17 protein-coding genes are annotated in these 17,841 nt (G+C 72.3%); 3 read left to right on the forward strand and 14 right to left on the reverse strand.

From position 1 onward, the window contains the following. Nucleotides 1–6: 6 nt before the first annotated feature. The 14 genes from K5O09_RS18540 to K5O09_RS18605 form a co-directional block, all read right to left on the reverse strand. Nucleotides 7–708, reverse strand: a complete 702-nt coding sequence (locus tag K5O09_RS18540; protein ID WP_222172928.1) for a hypothetical protein — start codon at nucleotides 706–708, stop codon at nucleotides 7–9. Further along, complete coding sequence (locus K5O09_RS18545) at nucleotides 708–989, reverse strand: hypothetical protein (RefSeq protein ID WP_168631472.1); 282 nt, start codon at nucleotides 987–989, stop codon at nucleotides 708–710. Before K5O09_RS18545 ends, K5O09_RS18540 begins: the two co-directional genes overlap by 1 nt. Then, nucleotides 986–1,618 (reverse strand): DUF6668 family protein, encoded by a 633-nt coding sequence (locus K5O09_RS18550; RefSeq protein ID WP_168631471.1) that lies wholly within the window; start codon nucleotides 1,616–1,618, stop codon nucleotides 986–988. Before K5O09_RS18550 ends, K5O09_RS18545 begins: the two co-directional genes overlap by 4 nt. Next, nucleotides 1,615–2,703: a M23 family metallopeptidase gene (locus tag K5O09_RS18555; RefSeq protein ID WP_168631470.1), complete on the reverse strand. Its 1,089-nt coding sequence runs from the start codon at nucleotides 2,701–2,703 to the stop codon at nucleotides 1,615–1,617. The genes K5O09_RS18550 and K5O09_RS18555 overlap by 4 nt, the downstream gene beginning before the upstream one ends. Next, nucleotides 2,700–3,236, reverse strand: a complete 537-nt coding sequence (locus K5O09_RS18560; protein ID WP_222172929.1) for a hypothetical protein — start codon at nucleotides 3,234–3,236, stop codon at nucleotides 2,700–2,702. Before K5O09_RS18560 ends, K5O09_RS18555 begins: the two co-directional genes overlap by 4 nt. Beyond that, entirely contained in the window at nucleotides 3,221–5,383 is a 2,163-nt protein-coding gene (locus tag K5O09_RS18565; protein ID WP_222172930.1) for a hypothetical protein, read from the reverse strand. Before K5O09_RS18565 ends, K5O09_RS18560 begins: the two co-directional genes overlap by 16 nt. 367 nt (nucleotides 5,384–5,750) lie before the next feature. Then, a complete protein-coding gene (locus K5O09_RS18570) occupies nucleotides 5,751–6,023 on the reverse strand; it encodes a hypothetical protein (RefSeq protein ID WP_168631467.1) in 273 nt (90 codons plus the stop codon). Continuing rightward, the gene (locus K5O09_RS18575; protein ID WP_168631466.1) at nucleotides 6,023–6,802 is read right to left on the reverse strand and encodes a hypothetical protein; all 780 of its coding nucleotides are present in this window, start codon (nucleotides 6,800–6,802) and stop codon (nucleotides 6,023–6,025) included. The genes K5O09_RS18570 and K5O09_RS18575 overlap by 1 nt, the downstream gene beginning before the upstream one ends. 3 nt (nucleotides 6,803–6,805) lie before the next feature. Then, a complete protein-coding gene (locus K5O09_RS18580) occupies nucleotides 6,806–7,579 on the reverse strand; it encodes a hypothetical protein (protein ID WP_222172931.1) in 774 nt (257 codons plus the stop codon). Continuing rightward, nucleotides 7,576–8,166, reverse strand: coding sequence for a hypothetical protein (locus tag K5O09_RS18585; RefSeq protein ID WP_222172932.1), 591 nt, complete (start codon nucleotides 8,164–8,166; stop codon nucleotides 7,576–7,578). Before K5O09_RS18585 ends, K5O09_RS18580 begins: the two co-directional genes overlap by 4 nt. Beyond that, complete coding sequence (locus tag K5O09_RS18590; RefSeq protein WP_239073788.1) at nucleotides 8,163–8,675, reverse strand: signal peptidase I; 513 nt, start codon at nucleotides 8,673–8,675, stop codon at nucleotides 8,163–8,165. The genes K5O09_RS18585 and K5O09_RS18590 overlap by 4 nt, the downstream gene beginning before the upstream one ends. An 8-nt stretch (nucleotides 8,676–8,683) precedes the next feature. After that, entirely contained in the window at nucleotides 8,684–9,295 is a 612-nt protein-coding gene (locus K5O09_RS18595) for a TasA family protein (RefSeq protein ID WP_168631462.1), read from the reverse strand. Between the two features lie 92 nt (nucleotides 9,296–9,387). Beyond that, complete coding sequence (locus K5O09_RS18600) at nucleotides 9,388–12,954, reverse strand: hypothetical protein (protein WP_168631461.1); 3,567 nt, start codon at nucleotides 12,952–12,954, stop codon at nucleotides 9,388–9,390. A gap of 269 nt (nucleotides 12,955–13,223) precedes the next feature. After that, on the reverse strand, nucleotides 13,224–14,222 hold the full coding sequence (locus K5O09_RS18605) for a hypothetical protein (RefSeq protein ID WP_168631460.1): 999 nt from the start codon (nucleotides 14,220–14,222) through the stop codon (nucleotides 13,224–13,226). Between the two features lie 98 nt (nucleotides 14,223–14,320). Between K5O09_RS18605 and K5O09_RS19630 the strand changes: the two genes are divergently transcribed. The 3 genes from K5O09_RS19630 (at nucleotide 14,321) to K5O09_RS18620 (ending at nucleotide 17,740) form a co-directional block, all read left to right on the forward strand. Then, nucleotides 14,321–14,638 (forward strand): winged helix-turn-helix domain-containing protein, encoded by a 318-nt coding sequence (locus K5O09_RS19630; RefSeq protein WP_168631459.1) that lies wholly within the window; start codon nucleotides 14,321–14,323, stop codon nucleotides 14,636–14,638. Between the two features lie 261 nt (nucleotides 14,639–14,899). Further along, on the forward strand, nucleotides 14,900–15,280 hold the full coding sequence (locus K5O09_RS18615; RefSeq protein ID WP_168631458.1) for a helix-turn-helix domain-containing protein: 381 nt from the start codon (nucleotides 14,900–14,902) through the stop codon (nucleotides 15,278–15,280). Between the two features lie 693 nt (nucleotides 15,281–15,973). After that, entirely contained in the window at nucleotides 15,974–17,740 is a 1,767-nt protein-coding gene (locus K5O09_RS18620) for a MarR family transcriptional regulator (protein WP_222172933.1), read from the forward strand. Nucleotides 17,741–17,841: the final 101 nt, after the last annotated feature.

Consider the following 17,841-nt stretch of genomic DNA (forward strand, 5'->3'; position numbering starts at 1 on the left):
CGCAGCTCACTGCGCACCGTCCCACGCCGTGTAGCCGGCGAGCGACTGCACGGCGCCCATGGGCGTGCGCATCTGGCCGTCGTCGGCGAGCGCGACCTTCCAGTCGCCCTCGACCCATGTCAGGTCGATCATCTGGGCGAGCAGCGCCTGGTTGCTGGCTCGGATGACCACGTCGACGCTGGCGTTGCGGCCGTCGTACGCGGACATGGTGAACCCGGCGATCTCGTACCGGATTGTCGAGTCGCCGCCGGTGACTCGACCGGCCAGGTCGGCGAGTGCAGCGTCACGGCCCGGACCCGGTGCCGAGAGCCGGTCCGTCAGCGGGGTGACCAGCGCCGGGCTCGACCCGGAGGCCATGATGTTCGCCGCCGCGAGGAGCGCGCCCAGCGGCGTGCGCGCGAAGCACCGCCGCAGCCCGTCGTCGTCCTGCAGACCCGGGCCGGCGGCCGGGTCCTTCGGTGCGAGCGTGGTGCCGACGAGCTCCCAAGTGACCTCGGGCGCCTCTGTGATGCCGCCGGTCATCTGCACGTCGCCGAGCCCGCACACGCTGTCGCTGGTGGGCTGCTCTGCCGCCGAGGGCGCTTCCTTGGCCGGCGTCGTCGTCGCGGGGACGGTGGCCTGGTTCGGGGTCGACGAGCACCCCGACACCGTCAGCGCGGCGACCAGCGCCGCGCTGACGGTGACCAGGACCGTGCGGGTAGGAGGCATCAGCCGGCCAGGACGTTGATCAGGCTGAACGCGGCGCCGATGCCCACCACACCGAACAGGACGCCGAGGATCGCGCCGGTGTGCTGCATCGCCTCGCCGCGGCGGTTGTTCAGCACCAGGACGACGATCGCGCCGATGAGAGCGAGCGCAGCGACGAAGAAGCCCGCGAACTTGGCCCACCCGGCCACGACCCAGATCCCGTCGGTGCCCGGCGGCTGCTCGGCCTTCGGGTCGATGAGGACCCCGGCGGCCACGTTCATCAGGTGCAGTGCGGTGTTCATGCCAGATACCTCTCTTCGGTGGTCCCCTGGGCGGTCGCCAGGGAAGTCGTCATCGCAGTCAGGTCCCGGATGGTCCGGGTGACCGCGCGAGGGACGCTCTGCAGAGACGGGGCCGGCTCGACGCGCCAGGCCTCGACCCACTCCAGGAGCCAGAGCTGCTGAACGCCGCCGCGCAGGATCGCGAGGAACTCCCGCAGCGGTCGTGGCAGGCGCCCCGGTGCGTCCGCGACAGCCACGAGGCCGTGCAGCTCCACGCCTGCCGGCGCCGCGCCAGCCGCCCACTGCGTCATCGCGGTCTGAGCCGCCCGCAGGCCGGCGACGTTCGTGCGGCACACGAGCACGCAGTGCGCGACCCCGTCGATCGGGTCCGGCCATGCGGGGCCGACGGCGGCCGTCCCGGGGACGAGCGTGGCGAGAGTGGACCCGCCGGCGCCGCCGTGCGCGGCGACCCACCACATCGCCGCGCGCGGGCGCACCGGAATGGCGGGCAGGCCCACGCGTGGGGCCGGGACGCCGCGCTGGGGTCGCGCGACGCCCACCAGCGTGCTGCTCGCCGGCACCGGGTCCGCGGGGGTCGGCTTGTCAGGGACGGGTGCGGGCGCGGGAGCCCACGGGTTGACGGTGCTCACGGCAGCGTCACCCCCCTCTCTTGCATGAAGGGGACCGGGTCGATCGGGGTCCCGTCGATACGCACCTCGTAGTGCAGGTGGCAGGCGGTCGAGCTCCCGGCGCTGCCGACCGCGGCGATGAGCTGGCCGGCGTCGACGACGTCGCCGGGCTGCACGAAGATCCCCGAGGGGTACATGTGCATGTAGAGGGTGTTGACCCCTCCGCCGTGGTCGATGCGCACCAGGTCGCGTTGCGCGCTCGTGCCTGCGCCGTTGGCGGCGATCACCGTGCCCGCAGCGGCCGCGTAGATGGGCGTGTCGCAGGTCGCGCCGAGATCGGTGCCCGCATGCAGCTTGTACACGCCGAGGATCGGGTGCAGGCGCATCCCGAAGCTCGAGGTGATCTTGCGGGCCGCGGGCGCCGGGCTGGTCCAGCCGTCGGCGACCACGACACCGCCCGCCGGACGGCACTCCGCCGGCGTCTGCGGGTCGTACGTCGCGCCCGCCAGCGCAGCCACGATCTGCTTGGCCGTCGGCTCATACTTCGCGTAGTGGTCCGGGTCGGCGTTGCGCTGCACCGCGTGGGCGGCGGCGGTGCCGGTCATCTGCTCCCAGCCCGAGACCCGCTGCAGCGCCTTGAAGAAGTTCGTGGCGCTGATGAACGGATCCATGCGGTCCGCGTAGCTGCCCCATGCCCCGTTGTCGCGCTGCTGGAACAGTCCACGCGAGTCCGGGCCGGCGGCATCGCCGTAGTCGATGACCCTCAGGCTGGATTCGCCCATCGCGGTCATGACGCCGATCTCCTGCGCTCGGGTGTTCAGCCCGAGCGCGGCCGCGGCGTTCATGATGTACGCGGCGTTGCGCAGCTGCTCGAGGCGAACCGCCGCGTCCTTCGAGATCGCGGGCCCGGAGATCTCCGGGTGGTCGGCGATCGCGTCGACGTTGAGCGTGGTCGCGTTGGTGGCGGAGGCGAGCGTCTCCTGGCACGTCGCCAGCAGCTGAGCCTGCGTGCTCACCAGGACGCCGCAGGATCCGAGGGCGAGGACCGGGCCGATCACGAGCGCTACGCCGGCGGCCGCGATCACGCCGAGCTTGCTGTCGCTCATCGCGTCACCTCGTGGCTTCGCGTGATCCGGTCGACGATCCACGACCCGTCCGGCTGCCACGCGACCAGCACCCACCACGGCCCGTCGTCGGTGTCCGCTTCCACCCAGCCGACGTACGCGGTTTCGCCCTCGTCGGGCAGCTGCACGGCCGTCACCGTCGTGACCGGGATGTTCGCCGGGTCAGTCAGGACGACGACCTCCCGGGCGCCGGGCGACAGGTACCCCTGCAGACCGGCCCACCACTGCTCGTGAGGGAGATCGGGGCGAGCCCACGCCTGCATCGCGGCCATCGCGACGTCGAGCGCAGCGCGACGCGACTCTTCCGTCCACGTCGGCACGACCTCGCGCGCTTCAGGGTCGACGAGGGCGTCGAGGTCCTCGCTGGCGACGTCCGCGGGTCCGAGCGTCGGGTACCCGGTGCTCGGTTCGCTCGGAGCAGGCGCGGCCGGCGCCGCGGAGCCCGGCGCAGCGCAGCCAGCGAGGATCACCAGGACCGCGACGCCGGCGGCCGCACCCTTCACTGAGCGGGGCACGGGACCACCACGGTCTTGGACCCAGAGACGACGAGCCCGTCCGCCGACACGGACCACGAGTAGGACCCGGCGGGAAGCCCCTTGAGCGTGCCCGAGAAGGACCCGCTCCCCGTCCCGATCGTCTGGGAGACGCCACCGATCGTCACGACGACCGGCCCGCTTACCCCGCCGGTAGTGGCACTCACCGAGAAGTCGTACGGGTCCTTCGTCGTGCACCCCACAGAGCCCGGTCGGATCCACAGCTCTGTGCTCGCCCCGGCCCCGCTCGTCGAGGCGGGGGGAGCAGCGTTCGCCGCCGGCGGCTGCTCCTGTGCGGGTGACCGCGATCCCCCCGCGGCTGGCGTCGTCGGCCGCGCGGCCGCTTGGGCAGCCGCAGCCGCAGCCGCCCGCTCCTGCTCCGCGAGCCAGGCTGCCTGCGCGTCGCGCACGGCCTGGGTCGGTGCAGCGAGGCCCTTCGTCTCGGCGGTGGCCGCCGCCGCAGCCGCATCCAGCGCCTCGGCGGTGGCGTCGTCGACGTCGACGTCGCGGACGTCGATCGCCTGCGCGACGGCGTCAGCCAGCGCCTGGCGCACTCCGTCGTCCGCAACCTGGTTCACGCTCGAGGCGATGACCGCGTTCGCGTCGTCGATCGCCGCAGACAGGTCCGAGCGCGCCTTCTGCCACGCCTTCGTCGCCCGCTCAAGCTCCCATGCGGCCCGGGACTCCTCGACCGCGCTGACGGCGCTTCGCAGCACAGCGCCGGCAGCGATCACCTCACGCTCAGCCTCACGCCAGGCCGCGGCCGGAACGCTCGATCCCGCCTCGCTCGGATCAGCACGCGCGTCGAGCGCCCGGGCGATCGCCGCCTGAAGGTCCTCCAGGAACGCGTCGTCCGTCACCTTGCCTTCCGAGCTCGCGAGCAGCTCCTGCGCCGCCTGCACGTCGGTCGTAAGCCCGAGCTGCTCCTCGGTCCACTGGGCGTGCGCGGCGGTCACCTCCCGGGCGACCCAGACCCGCTGGGCCTGGGTCGCCCCGACGGCCACGAGGGCGATCGCGACCGCCACTGCGATCCAGGTGCGCGCGCGCGGTCGGCGCCGACCGGAGGCAAGCGCCCGCGCCACCTGGTCGCCGTCGACGACAGCGACTTCGTCCGGCTTGGTCTCGGAGGCGCCGTCGGGCGCTTCGCCCAGGAAGTCGGGCGCCTCCACCGACCGGGCCGCGTGCAGCGCAGCCGCGGTCGCGCTCGACGCCGAGGCCGCCTCTGCAGCCCGCCGCTGCTCGAGCTGCGCCGCCGCGTCGTCGTACTCGAGCACGAGCCGTCGCACGGCCTCGACGACCTCGTCGACATCGCCGGCGAGGGTCGCCGCCTCCTGTGCCGCCCTAGGCACGTTGGCGGCCGCGCTCCCCCGCGCGTAGCGCGCCAGCTCGCTGGCCCCGCGGATCGCCTCGGAAAGTGCCGCCTCGAGGTCGGCCGGAACCTTGCCGGCGGCGGCCCGCCGCACCGCGGCAGCCTCAATGACGCGGGCCTCGAGCGCTCGAACCGCCGCCTCGAGGTCGGCGCGCTCGGCGGCCTCTCGCTCGGCGCGCTCGGCGGCTTCCCGCTCGGCGCGCTCGGCGGCTTCCCGCTCGGCGCGCTCGGCGGCTTCCCGCTCGGCGCGCTCGGCGGCCTCTCGCTCGGCGCGCTCGGCGGCCTCTCGCTCGGCGCGCTCGGCGGCCGCTCGCTCGGCCGCATGCAGGGCTGCGGTGAAGGGAGGGCGCGGCTCCCGGTCATGGCCAGTCGGGGGAACCCCACGACCGGGCGTGACCGCGCCCTCCCGCTTGCGGGACGCCGGCGAGGTCGCCGGCGTCGTGCGCGCCCTCTTCGGGCGCCTGGGTGCACGAGTCGAGTCCGAGTCGACGCCGCGCACCGACCCGTCGGGCGAGACGACGATCTCCCACTCGCCCTCGGGGTCCTGAGTCGCCGCCTGCACCGGTCGCCCGAACTGCTTCGCAGTCGCGGTCAGGTGCCTCGTGGCCTCCTGACGTGCGCTGGCCGCATCGGTGGCAGCGATCTCGGCCGTGACCATCCCAGCGACGCGCACCTGGCCGGTGCCGTCGTCGCGAATCACGACGCTGATCCGCGGCCACGCGGCGGCCGCGGAGGTCGCGCTCCTGCTCTTGCTCTTCATCAGTCCCCCGACTGGTAGGTGTGGTTCGGCGCCGACGCTCAGCGCTGCGGCGGCGAGTTACCCGGGCGCAGGGGCGCGTGCAGGGGGTGTCCGCTCCCCTGCACCCGGGTCGGTGCCGGCGCGGTGGGCCAGGGGGTGCCCGTGCGTCCGGCGGTCGGTAGGGAGGCCACAGCCGGTGAGCCGCAGTGTTGAGCGACGGCCGTCGAACCGGTGGCCGTGACCTCCCAGCTGGTGCGCGCACTGCCGCGGGCGGACCGGGGCCCGGTGGGCTCCGCCCTACGCTCGGCGCGCTCGAGGATCGGGTCCCACACCAGCGTGGCGAGGGCTCCCAGAAGGTGGTGTGCGCAGCGCATCGCACGGCCCGCGGTCATGCGCTGTACTCGCGAGTGGTGCGGTGCAGCAGACTCGCCAACGCGAGGAACACCACCCACGCCCCGCCGGCGCGCAGCGCGTACGCGCTGGTGGGCCGTGGGATGAACGCCGTCAGGTCGAGCACGCGCAGCAGGCCCGAGGCGGCCAGCAGCAGCGTGAGCGTCACCGCCAGGCCCAGGCACACCACGACGCCGGCGGCCAGCGCGGCGATCCGCAGACCGCGCAGCGCCGCGGATGCGCGCAGCGAGTGGTGGATCGTTGCAGACATCAGTTCCTCCCGATCGCGAGCCACGCCAGGGCGGCGTCCGCACCCGGGGCATCGCCAGGAGAGCTTGGCGAGCCGATCTTGGAATGCAGGTGGACCCACCGGCCGCCGGCGGGCGTGGTGCGCACGATCGCCGCGCACCAGTCGGGGTGACCCGCGACCGTCGCCACGCAGAGCGCCCCGGCGGCCACGCTGGTGATGGGCCGGCCGGTCGTGTCGACCGTCCAAGTCCCGAGCGGGCCGGGCGTCCACGACGGGAACTGCGGCGAGAGGGACCCTCGGACCGACGCCGACGCGGGAACGGATCCACCGAACGGGTAGTCGGCTCGCAGGTCCCCTTGCGAGCCGATGAAGTTCGGCAGCGTGGCCGCCCCGGTGTCGTTCCCCGTGGAGAGCACCGACCCGCCGGCGGCGGTCCAGTCTTCGGCCAGCGCGCGCGACGCGGCCGAGATGGTCCAGGACTCCCCGGCGATCATGACCACGTCGCAGCCCGCGAGGTCCGCAGCTGTGCTCGCGGCCCTCTTGTCCAGGACCGTCGTCCAGCCGCGGTCGCGCAGCAGGTCGCTCGAGGTGAGCGTGTAGGCGATGTCCGGGCGTGTCTCCGGGGACTGGATCACGCACACGCTCGTGGCCCAGTGAGCGCCGCGGACCTCGAGCTGCACGGTCGCCGAGTCGGTGAACGCCGCCGAGGTCGACGCGGACGCCAGACCCGTCACCGTGAGCAGTACGCCGAGAACCGCAGCCAGCAGGCGGGCGGGGTGTCGCACGAAGGAGGTGGCCATCGGTCAGTCCCGCCCGATCGCGAGCCAGGCGAGCGCGGCGTCGGCCGCGGGCACGTCTCCACGCATCTGGAGCGAGCCGATCTTGGTGTGAAGGTGGACCCACCGGCCCCCGGCGGAGTTCGTCCGCGCGACGGCCGCGCAGAACTCCGCGTGGCCGGCCACGGTCCCCACGCAGACGGCACCTGCTGCCACTGCGGTGATCGGTCGTGCGCCCGTGTCGAGCTCGTAGGTCCCCGCAGCACCGGGTGTCCACGAGGGGTACGCCGGCGAGATCGCCTGCCGCGCTGCGGCGCTGGTGGGGACCGAGCCGCCGTAGGGGTAGAGCGGGAACGCCTCACCGGTGGCCCCGATGAGCTCGGGAAGGGGGTAGTTGCTCACTCCGGTGTCGTTGCCGGTCGACAGCACGGATCCGCCGGAGGCCATCCACGCGAGAGCGAGGTCCCGGGAGGCGGGCTTCACGCCCCACGCCTCGCCGGCGATCATCACCACGTCGCACCCCGCCAGCTGCGCGGGCGTGGTCGCGGCGGTCTTGTTCAGGATCGTCGTCCAGCCGACCTGACCCAGCGGCGCGCTGGCGCCGATCGTGAACACTGCGTCGGGCCGGGCTTCGTTGGACTGGATGACGCACACGCTGGTGGCCCAGTGCGCACCGCGGACCTGGAACTGCGCGCTGGCGGTGTCCGTGAACGCCGCCGTGGTGGGCACCGCCGCGCCTGCGAGTGCGACCACCGCGGCGAGTGCGACCGCCGCGTGGACGAGCTTCCTGAACGTAGTCATCGCCTGGTTCCCTTCGTGTGCCGGCGCAGCGCCACTCCCCCAGCCACGGCCGCGATCGCGGCCGCGGCGAAGCCGGCGGTGTCCGCGCCGGTGAGGGCCAGCACCGGGGCGGGGGCCGGGTCGGTGGCGAGCGCGGTGACGTCGAAGCTCGCCGACCAGGTCTGCCCCTGGGCCCCGGGCCCGGCATGCTCGCCGAGGCCGGCGCTGATGAGCAGGTGGATGGAGTCGCCGGCCTCGAGCGGCACCGCCGCCAAGCTGCCGCTCGAGGCCTCGACCTCCCCGGAGTCGCACCGAGTGGACACCGGTCCCACGGTCGGCTCGACGGGGACGCCGGCCCAAGGGCCGGCGCAGCCGGCGAGGGAGACCTGCAGCAGGTCCTCCTCGCCGACGGGTCCGTTCGGGGAGGACAGTCGGCCGGTGACCGAGATCTCGACTGCCTGCCCGGAGTTGTTGGTCACGCTGACGTCGGCCGCCCCGGTCGACCCGGGGGTGAGGCCGGCGATCACGACGTGTGACGGAGAGAGCTGGATCGGTGCCGGGTCGGCGGGCGACCCGGCCAGAGCGATCAGGAGAGCCGCGGCGATCATGTGCGCACCACCTCGGGCTGCAGCCCGTCCGGCCGCCGGCGCTCCCAGGGGGCAGCTGCCACGATCCCGCCGGCGACGAGCGCGAGGAAGTACGGACTGTGCATGAACAGGCGCAGGTAGCGCAGCGACGCGCCCAGCTTCGGCACCGCGACGACGACCCGGTCCAGGGACTGCCCGCTGTACGGCTCGGGGTCGCTGACTGCGTTGGCGTCCCCGCGCGTGGTGATCGCGCCCGTCGCCGCGTCGACGTCGACGACCCGGTGCGTCACGCGAACTCCGGTGTTGCGCACGAGCGACACGACGTCGCCCACGGCGACGTCGCCGACTCGCTCGGGCGTCGTCACCAGGAGCGACCCGTTGGCGATGGTGGGCTCCATCGACCCGCCCTGCACCTCCAGGAGGCGCACGAAGCCGGCGGCCTGGGCCAGGCCGAGCCCGACCGCCAGCAGCACAGTGGCGACGCACACCACGGTCACTGCTCTGCGGCCGAGCCCGACCATCCGCGACATGTTCACCGTCACTCCTGGACGGCGGTCAGGGTGAGGGTGAGCTTGTCGTCCTTGTTCTGCCACTCGTTCCCGGTGTTGGCCGGCAGCGACAGATCCAGGCGAAGCGGGACGGTTCCGCCCGGTGCGATCGTGAACGCGTCCAGGGACGCGCCGTTGGCCTTCCCGCCCTTGGTCAGGACGGGCGCCCCCGACGGGGTCGCGGTGAGCGTGGCGTCCAGCTGCGCGCCGAGCGAGGTGGCGCCGAGGCCCGCGAGCTTGGTGGTGACGACCGCGGGCAGGGTGCCGGGGTTCTCGACGTTGATCGTGGTGCTGAGGGTGTCGCCGGGCGCGAGTCGGTCGGTGCCGTCGGGCAGCGTCAGGGCGACGTCGATCGGACCCTGCTGCCCGTTGACCGCGAGGTCGAGCGTCCCGGTGCCGACCTCGGCGGTGATCTGGACGTCGTCGACCCAGCCGGCCAACGTGCCTGAAACGCCGAGCGCGCCCAGCAGGGTGGCGGTGACGGCGGCCTTGCCGGCGGTGGTGCGGATCCAGGACCGCTCAGCGAGCGGCAGCGAGGTGGTGGTCGGGCGCCCGCTCATCGTGACGATCGGGCGGGGGGCGTGCTCACGGTGCTTCGGCATGAGAGGTCTCCATCAGGTTCGGAACGTGCGTGGCGCAGGGTGGTGGGGCGCGCCTGGGCCGGCGGAAGGGTCGCCGGCCCAGGCGGAGTGCCTCAGGAGGAGGCGAGGTGCTGCACGCGGCGGCGCTTCTCCCGCATGTGCACGAGCTGGCCGCCGACGAGCGCCATGACCAGCGCGGCCCCGAACAGCCACCCGAGCCGCTGCACGCCCGTGATAGCGAGCTCGCCGGACGCCTGGCTCTGCTGCCCGGACGCGCTGTCGGACCACTGCGACCACGGGTCGACCGTCATCGGCAGCGTCTCGGCGGCCAGACCGCACTTCGAGACGACCGTCAAACCGCGTGACACCGTCGTCTCCTGGAACCCGTAGACGAGGTTCGTGCGGTCCTCGGGGGTCCTGTAGACCGGGCCGGTGTCGTACGTCGACAGCGACGGGGTCAGGTCGAGCTTCACGGTGGCGAGCGGCTCGCCCGTGCACAGCGGCGGGTTGCCCTTCTCCCACGCGTAGAGCCGCACCGTGACCGAGTCGCCGGGCAGGATGTCGCCGGTGACCTCGATCAGGTCACCGATCTCGTCGCCGTAGAACGGACCGCGCGGGTTCGTCGAGTACGCCTTCGTGGTGACCTTGATCGGCGGGAACGTCACCGTGGTGGTCTGCTCGGGAAGCCCAGCGGCCTCCTGGACCAGCACCTCGCCGTCCGGATCGCTAATCCGCGGCGCCCAGGAGAACCGCAGCCCCAGGTCCGGCAGCAGCCCGCCGTACGTGGTCGTGTGCTCCGGCGACTCGACCGTCAGGGTCTCCCCGACCGCCAGCGCGGGAAGCACCAGACCGGTCGAACCGTCCTCGAGGACCGGAACGTCCGCCACAGCGGTGGCGTCCTGCCGGCACTCACGCGACCCGTCCTCGACCTCGATCCAGTAGCAGCCGGACCACGTGATCCGCGAGCCCGCCTCGAGCGGACCGGTGATCGTCACGGTGTCCTGCGTCGGATCCCCCAGCACCGCGGTGCTCGTCGCCTGCGAGGTCATCGACGGCAGCGGGTAGTCCACGACCGTCACCTGGCCCTCGGTGCCCCACGGCTCGCGCAGTAGCTCGGCACCCAGCGCGTCGCGCAGGATCGGCTGCATCCCGACGCGCGGGCTCGTGCCCGGCTTCGTGCCCGCCGGCACCTGCACCCTCAAGCCCGGCGACTCCATCGAGCTCTGCGTGGGGTCGACCTGCGTCGGTTCGCCCAGAGCGAACGCGGCGCCCTCGGGGCAGGTCTCGTCCGCCGAGAGCCAGCACGCCTCCCACTGGACCGTCCAGTCCGCGCGAGTCGCACCGTCGAACGTCACCACGTCGGTGATGACGTCGCCCGGCTTCGCGGTCGGTGTCGCGACCGACGACCAGGTCGGCAGCTCGGCGGTGATGTGCGTGGTCTGCGACGGCGTCCCGAACGGCTCCCGGTCCAGGACGGCCCCGTCCGGGCTGGTCAGCACCGGTGCCCAGCCGTAGTCCGCCTCGAGCGTGCCCGCGGGCAGCTCGGCGAGCGTGGGTGCGTCGAGCTCGGGGTGGTTGTAGAACCCGGTGCCGTTGACGGTCGTGGAGTAGGTGTCCACCGGCTGCGCGCAGCCGGGCGAGGCCGGGTCGACCCACATGCAGGTCTGCCACGTCAGGGTCGAGCCCGCCGGGACAGATGTGCCGGTCACCAGGACCGTGTCGGACATGACGCCGCTGCCCGCCGTCACGTTCTGCGTGGCGGTCGACATGATGTCCAGCCACCCCGCGCCGTCGGTCGGGACGTAGAACGATTCGCGGATGTCGTTGGCCGGCGACGCGAACGGCGCTACGCGAGCGTCACCCTCGAAGCTGTACACGATCACGTAGTGCCCCGGCTGGGTCGGGCTGATGACGTCCGACGTCCCGTACCCCACGTTGTAGGTGCCGTTCTTGGCCGGCAGCGGGATCGTCTTGAACACCGGCGTGCCGTCGGGCACCGCCGCCGTCGTGATCCGGTTCTCCGTCGGCCCGTACACGGTCGCGGTCGCGGTCGCGACGTCGGCCTGCCAGCCCCCCAGCCCCGTGAAGCTCCCGTGGTCGTCCGGGTACCCCCCGGGCGTGATCGAGTCGAACACGCGGCCGCCAGCCACGACGTTGTACTCGCGGACCTCGGAGTAGTGCGTGAGGTTGTGGCGTGCGGACGTCGTCTCGCTCTCGAGCATGAACCGAGCTGCGACCGCCCCCTGCAGGTGCTTTCGCATCTCCGCGCTCTGGTCGGACAGCCGGATCTCGGCCACCCACGGATAGAACCCGGGGCCGTCGCGCTTCACCGTCCCCGGCGTCGACTTCGTCCCGGGGGCGGTGAACGTCACCATCTCCGTGCCATGCACCACGGCGCCCGAGGGCACCGCGGTGCTGGAAGCGCTCGGAGTGTTCGACGGCTTGTAGGCGGTGTTCCGCACCACCAGAGGCAGCGGGGTCCCCGAGGAGTCCTGCGGCCAGAGGTCGCCGGCGCCCAGCGACACCGTCACCTGGTCGACGAGGGCGCCGCCCTCGACGTCGACGTAGCGGTCACGGACCTGCGTCGAGAGCTGCGGGTTGATCCGCGCCGTGGTGATCTCGGTCGGCGCCATGTAGGAGTCGCTGGCGTCCGCCCGCACATACCGGCCGTTCGCCTCGCTGTCCGCCTTCCGGACCTCCCACACGAACGAGTACGTCCCGGACTTCGGCGCCGTCCACGTCGCACGCTTCGTCCCCGGCCCCGCGAAGTCCAACCACAACGTGGCGGCGACCGGCGTTCCCGACGGGATCGTCGCGCGGGTCGGCTTCTCACCAGCGACCGGACCGGCGACCGTGCCGCGGGCGCGGATCGTGACGTTCTGACCACCGACGGACGCCCACTGGTCCCCCGCCGCCAGGGCGATCGTCACGTCATCGCCGAACGATTCGCCCTTGTCCACGTACCGGGTCGTCACCTGCGTGGAGATGACAGGCTGGAACTCGACCTGCGGCTCGAACTCGTTCAGCGCGACGCACGTCATGTACCTGCCCGACGACGGGTTCGCAGCGATCACCGAGTCCACATGCGACCGCCACGTCGACGCGATCGCATCCAGCGCCGGCACACCGTCCTGCTGAAACTGCGCGTACCGGGTGCGGTCGTTGTCGTAGGTGAAGCCCGGCAGGCTCGGGTCGGTGACCTCGCTCGCCCAGGAGGGAGCGAAGGCGTCCGAGTACTCACCGGCGGGCACGCTCGACATGAACCAGTTGACGGAGCCCACCGCGTACGTGAAGTAGACACCCACCACCCGGGAGTCCGCCGGCGAGGCCGGGTACCCCATGGCCGTTGCGCGGTCGGCCGCGTTCTGCAGAGCAGCCCCGCACACGGCATTGAACGAGTCCTGCGGTGTTTGTCCGGGCTGCACGCCCTGAGTCCCTGGCGTCCGTCCGATCTGGTCCTGGAATGCGCTGACCGTCAGGCCCCAGAAGTAGTCGATCGACGCCTGGCCGCGGCCCTGGAGCGTCGGCTGCCCGACTCCGTTGAAGCCGTCGCGCGCGATCATCAGGGTGCTGGCCGAGTCGAGCAGACCGGTTCCGGCGCCGCCAGAGGAGCTACCGCCGCCGCCGGTCGCGGCCTGGGCGAGCCCGCTGCCGCTGGCCAGCAGGGCGGCGGCAGCCATCGCCGCACCCCAGCGCAGCGCGCCTCGCCGGCTAGAACCCGGCGCCTGGTTCCCGATGCGCTTGCGCACCAGGGCATGCCAAGATGGGCGTGCCTTCATCGAACAAACTCCTCGCGAGTGGGACTGACTGCACAGGTCGGGTACCTAGGTGTGGGCTCCGAGGCGGTCCCTGCTGGAATCAGGGACCGCCTCACCCATGTCGGGGCAACGTTGCCGCTCCCCCGACATAGCTCATCTGGGCGGCATCGCGCGCCCCCTCTCAGCGGCCATCAGAACGTGATCCCGCACGATGGTGTCGTGCACTCAGGGGCGGTTCCCGTGCCGAAGTTCGACCCTGACGGGCTGTGGACGCGCGGCGCCGACGAGGTACCGCCCCCACCGCCGCTGGAACCGCTCGGGCTCGCCGACCGGCCGCCTCCCGCCGATGAGCCGGAGGAACTGGCCGACGCCTTGCGCGCCGCGGCGGCCGCCTGCTCGGCGGCCGCTCGCTCGGCTGCCGCCCGCTCTGCGGCGATACGGTCCTGCTCCGCCTGCCAGGCGCTCTGCGCCTGGCTCGTCGCAGTGGTCGCCGCGGTAACCGCGTCCGTGGCCTCAGCCGCCGCGTGCGCCGCCGCCGTCAGCGCCCCAACTGTCGAGGCGATGGCCTTCTCGCGAACGGCTGAGGCAGCATCGATGGCGTCCGCGAGGTCCTGGCGCACTTGGTTGTCGGCGACCTTGCCCTCGCTGCCCGCGAGCACCGCGGCAGCGGCGTCGACGGCAGCGACCATGTCACTCAGGGCCTGGTCGTACCCGTCCTGAGCCTGGGCGAGCTCCCAGGCGGCGCGCGCCTCGGAGACCGCCGAGGTCGCCTGCTCGATCTCGCCGGCATGAGTTCGGGTCGACGAGGCGAGGGCGGTGATGGCAGTGATCTGGTCCGACCTGCTCCCCCGCTCGGATGCGGAGCCGGGGACCCCATCATCGAGGAGGTCGGCCAGCGTCTGGCGCACCTGGTCGTCCGCGACCTTGCCCTTCGAGGACTCCAGAGCCGCGGCACCGGCCTGCGTGACGTCGGCGAGCTGCACCTCAGCCTGGCTGAGCTCGTCCTGGGCGGCCGCGAGCCGCGCGTCGAGATCCGCGTCCCAGCGCGCGTAGGTCACGCCACCGCCGCCGACCACGAGCGCGGTCACGACACCGAGCACCACCAGGACGCTCGCACGCCGCGAACGACGCACCGGCGGGTCCTCCTGACCCTGACGCTCGGCGACGCTCTCCTGCTCCGTCATCACCATGTCACCCCTCCATGGGTACGTGTGGCCACGCTAGAAATCGCCCAACATGAATCTCGGGACTTATGTCCCGGGCGCCTTAACCGCCGAATGAGGAGGGCATGCCCCGCATCGTCGTACCCCGCCCCCAACCCCACTACGTCAGCCGAGCGATCGAGGTGCTCGGAAGTCACACTCGGGTCGAACTCCTCCACCAGCTGATGCGCAACGCTCCGCTCAGCAGCGACGCTCTGGCCCAGGCCCTCGAGCTCGGCGTTCGGCACGTCAACGAGCACCTCCGCGAACTCCGAGCATTCGGCTTGGTCGTCGCGGAGCCGGTTCCTGGCCCGCACGGACACCTGCGTGCCGGCTGGACGGTTGATCGACACCGGCTCGAGTACGTTGCGGCGGTGTGCTCCGAGTACCTGCTCGGATCTTGAGGCTCTGGTCGGCACATTGCCGGATTCGGGCTCGCTTGTCGCATTCGACCGTGTATCGGCGAAATGTCCGAGTCTGTCAGGTTGGGCAAGAGCAGCGGGCCGGCCGGACCCGCGCCTGGCGTTGCTCATCGACGATCCCCTGACAGCTGGCGCTCCTCGCGGAGCGTGGCTCCGAGTGACTCGGGGATCGTAGCGTTATATTGCGCTCACGTCGCAAGGTTGGGCGGATGGCGTCACCCGACTGGCTGCCATCCTGGGCGCGTGCCCCGCTTCGTCCGCCCCGCGACGCCGCTGACGTCTCGGGAGGCAGCGATGCTGTACGCGATCGACATGCCGTTGGCGCAGTCCATCCTGCGGGAGCTGTCGTCGCGAGGGCCGCTGTTGCGAGCGGAGATCGCGGATGGGCTCGGCGTCTCGGCGAGCTCGCTTCGCCTCCACCTCGAGCAGCTTGAGAACGCGGGCATCATCCAGGCGGACGTCCCTGCAGGACAGCGGCGTGGGCGTAGCGTCCGCTACTCGGTGCGGGTGAAGGGCGTCGTCGACGCCGTCGACACGCTGCTCGCGTTCGTCCTGACCACGAACGAGTACCGCGTCGCGCGCCACCACGACCCGCGAGGCGACGCGCGGGGATCGGACAACTAGCTCGGTACGCTCCCGGCGCCTCGCCCGTGCGTCTGGGCCGCCGCCAGATAGGAGCCTCGACCGGAATCCGGACAGAGTTGCCCGACACGCCGTGTCGGTTTCTGATTCAGAGTCCGCGCATGGTGTTAGGTATCGACCATGAGCACCCGCGGACACGGTGGTCGCCCCTCTAAGGGCCCCCGAGGACAGCACACAGTGCGCGCTCCGCTGCCCGTCAGCGAGGCCGGACGGGCGCGGGCCGAAAGCCTGGGCCTCGACTTCAGCGAGTACGTCACGCTGCTCATGGCCCACGACCTCGGCCTCGACCAGTTCGCGCCCACGCCGAGGCCTCAAGCAGACCAGGGCGTGCTACCCATCGGAAGAGGTGACGTGCGACTGGTCCAGTCCGCATAGACCCAGAGAACGAGTGAGGGCCCGCCCCAAAGGGGGCGGGCCCTAGCCCAGAAGCTCTGACCGGCTAAACGTTTGGCGACGGCGGCGGTCACGAGCTCCCCTCAGCGCACCCTTCGGTGTGCCTAACACTCGGGAGACACGATACCTGCGCCCGGGCGCCTTGCGCACCCCCACACGGGCGACACGCCGAGTTCGCGTGCCGCTTCACCCCCGCTCACCGCCTCCGTTGAGACCAGGCGGGCTGTCGTCGACCCCGCGATGGGCGGGCCTGCGCAGCAGTGGGCGGCTACCGCGATGCTGTTGGCAGGCGTCGACCGCGTGCGAGAGGGACGCCCCCGACGCGGCGGCGTGGAGTACCGCGCGGCCGACGAGCGGCGCCTCACCGACCGGCTCCCGGCCAAGCCCGCCGCCGTGCGCGTCTACGGCCACGACGGCTCCTGCAGCACGCTGTTCCTCGACCTCGACTCCTCACGCGGCGGCGCCGACGCCGTGGCCCGCGAAGCGACACGCCTGGTGAAGTGGTTGGCCGAGTGCGGCGCCCGCGTCATCGAGGACGTCTCCCCCAACGGCGGCCGGCACATCTACGTCCCGCTCGCTCAGCGCCTCGACCTGGCGGCCGCGCGCGAGATCGTCGAAGCCCTCGCGCTGCGCTTCCCCACCATCGACGCCTCACCCCACCGCTCCGCCCGCTCCGGGTGCATCCGCACACCAGGCTCACGGCACAAGACCGGTGGCCACCAGCAGCTCGTCACCACCCTGGCGACCGCTGTCGACGTCCTGCACCGCCGCAACACCCCCGACGTCGTCGACGCCCTGCGGATCCGCCTGGCCCCGCAGATCGCCGCCTGGCACGCCGCCCACACCCCGGCGCCCCTCTCCCCCACCGACCCGCCCGCCGTCGGCGAGCCGGCCGGCGGCGCGCCCCGCGCGCTCAGCGCGGTCGTCACCCGGATCGCCCGTGAAGGCATCTACGACGCCACCCGGTACGGGTCGCCGTCCGAAGCACGAGCCGCGGTCATGGCCGCAGCCGCCCGCGCCGGCTGGCGCCTGGCCGACGTGGTCGTGCGCCTCGAGGACGGCCGCTGGCCTGGCCTGGCCGGCATGTACGAAGCCAACCGCCCCAAGGCCGACCAGCGGCGCGAGCGAATTGCCGCCGACTGGCGCAACGCCCAAGCGCTCATCGCAAGAACCCCCCGCCGGGCCGGGAGTTCGTATGTCCGCAGATCCCACACAAGCCGTCTGGAGTCACTAGCGGGGGGGCTCAGAGGCGCTCCCTACGGACCGCCGGCCGACCCCCACCTGGAGCACCAGTTCATCCGAACCTGGACCACCGCAGTCCTGGCCTACGAACGACACCGCTTCGCACCGATCGGAACGAAGATTCGCTGGCTCCTGCGCGCCCTGGCTGAGGCTGGCCACAAGAGCGCAAGCCGGTACTTCGGATTCGGGTCACGCGCGCTCGCCGTGGCGACAGGCAGCGACCACAGCACGATCGCAGCGATGCTCAAGGTCCTGACCGAGCTCGGGTGGCTCGACCTGATCCAAGCCGCCCACGGCACCGCAGCAGACCTCTACGCGCTCACGATCCCGAAGGACGTCCAAGCCGCTGACCTGCGGTGGCACTCCGGAACCATCCACGCCAAGCGGCCGGCGTTCCGCGAGCTCGGCGACATCGCCGGCCTGGTGTTCGAGGCCCTTGAGCACGGCCGCGCGCGCAGCATCACCGCCCTCGTCGAGGCAGTCGGGTGCTCGCGATCCAGCATCGCCGAAGCCGTCGACCTCCTGTGCGAGCACGGCCTGGTCGAACGCACCACCGACGGCCTACTCCCCCACCCCGAACTCCTCGCCCGGATCGCTGAGGACCTCGGCGTCACCGAAGCGATCGCACTGCAACTGGCCACCTACGCCCGCCAACGCCGGAGGTGGCGCGCCTACCTCGCCCGACACGACCAGCAGGCCGCCTGCGGAATCTCGGAGCGCGACATGTACGACTCGGAGATAGACGAGTACTGGTTCCCTCCGCCAGGAGACGTCACGTGGACCCTCGCGGGTGTCCTTGTCGCGTAGGGCGCCTGTGATGTCAGCCCCCCGCACTCGGCTTGCCCGGCCCGCCCAGTCGAGCCCGGGCGGCTTCGCCCCAGCCTTCAACCCGGTGCACGCAAGCGATA

The sequence above is a fragment of the Cellulomonas sp. C5510 genome (assembly GCF_019797765.1).
Lineage (GTDB): Bacteria > Actinomycetota > Actinomycetes > Actinomycetales > Cellulomonadaceae > Cellulomonas.

What these genes read in the sequence shown, in the direction of transcription:
- K5O09_RS18555 (WP_168631470.1), bottom strand. Translation starts at nt 2,703, where the DNA reads ATGAGCGACAGCAAGCTCGGCGTGATCGCGGCCGCCGGCGTAGCGCTC.
- K5O09_RS18600 (WP_168631461.1), bottom strand. Translation starts at nt 12,954, where the DNA reads ATGGCTGCCGCCGCCCTGCTGGCCAGCGGCAGCGGGCTCGCCCAGGCC.
- K5O09_RS18590 (WP_239073788.1), bottom strand. Translation starts at nt 8,675, where the DNA reads ATGTCGCGGATGGTCGGGCTCGGCCGCAGAGCAGTGACCGTGGTGTGC.
- K5O09_RS18570 (WP_168631467.1), bottom strand. Translation starts at nt 6,023, where the DNA reads ATGTCTGCAACGATCCACCACTCGCTGCGCGCATCCGCGGCGCTGCGC.
- K5O09_RS18585 (WP_222172932.1), bottom strand. Translation starts at nt 8,166, where the DNA reads ATGATCGCCGCGGCTCTCCTGATCGCTCTGGCCGGGTCGCCCGCCGAC.
- K5O09_RS18605 (WP_168631460.1), bottom strand. Translation starts at nt 14,222, where the DNA reads ATGGTGATGACGGAGCAGGAGAGCGTCGCCGAGCGTCAGGGTCAGGAG.
- K5O09_RS19630 (WP_168631459.1), top strand. Translation starts at nt 14,321, where the DNA reads ATGCCCCGCATCGTCGTACCCCGCCCCCAACCCCACTACGTCAGCCGA.
- K5O09_RS18580 (WP_222172931.1), bottom strand. Translation starts at nt 7,579, where the DNA reads ATGACTACGTTCAGGAAGCTCGTCCACGCGGCGGTCGCACTCGCCGCG.
- K5O09_RS18575 (WP_168631466.1), bottom strand. Translation starts at nt 6,802, where the DNA reads ATGGCCACCTCCTTCGTGCGACACCCCGCCCGCCTGCTGGCTGCGGTT.
- K5O09_RS18595 (WP_168631462.1), bottom strand. Translation starts at nt 9,295, where the DNA reads ATGCCGAAGCACCGTGAGCACGCCCCCCGCCCGATCGTCACGATGAGC.
- K5O09_RS18565 (WP_222172930.1), bottom strand. Translation starts at nt 5,383, where the DNA reads ATGAAGAGCAAGAGCAGGAGCGCGACCTCCGCGGCCGCCGCGTGGCCG.
- K5O09_RS18540 (WP_222172928.1), bottom strand. Translation starts at nt 708, where the DNA reads ATGCCTCCTACCCGCACGGTCCTGGTCACCGTCAGCGCGGCGCTGGTC.
- K5O09_RS18545 (WP_168631472.1), bottom strand. Translation starts at nt 989, where the DNA reads ATGAACACCGCACTGCACCTGATGAACGTGGCCGCCGGGGTCCTCATC.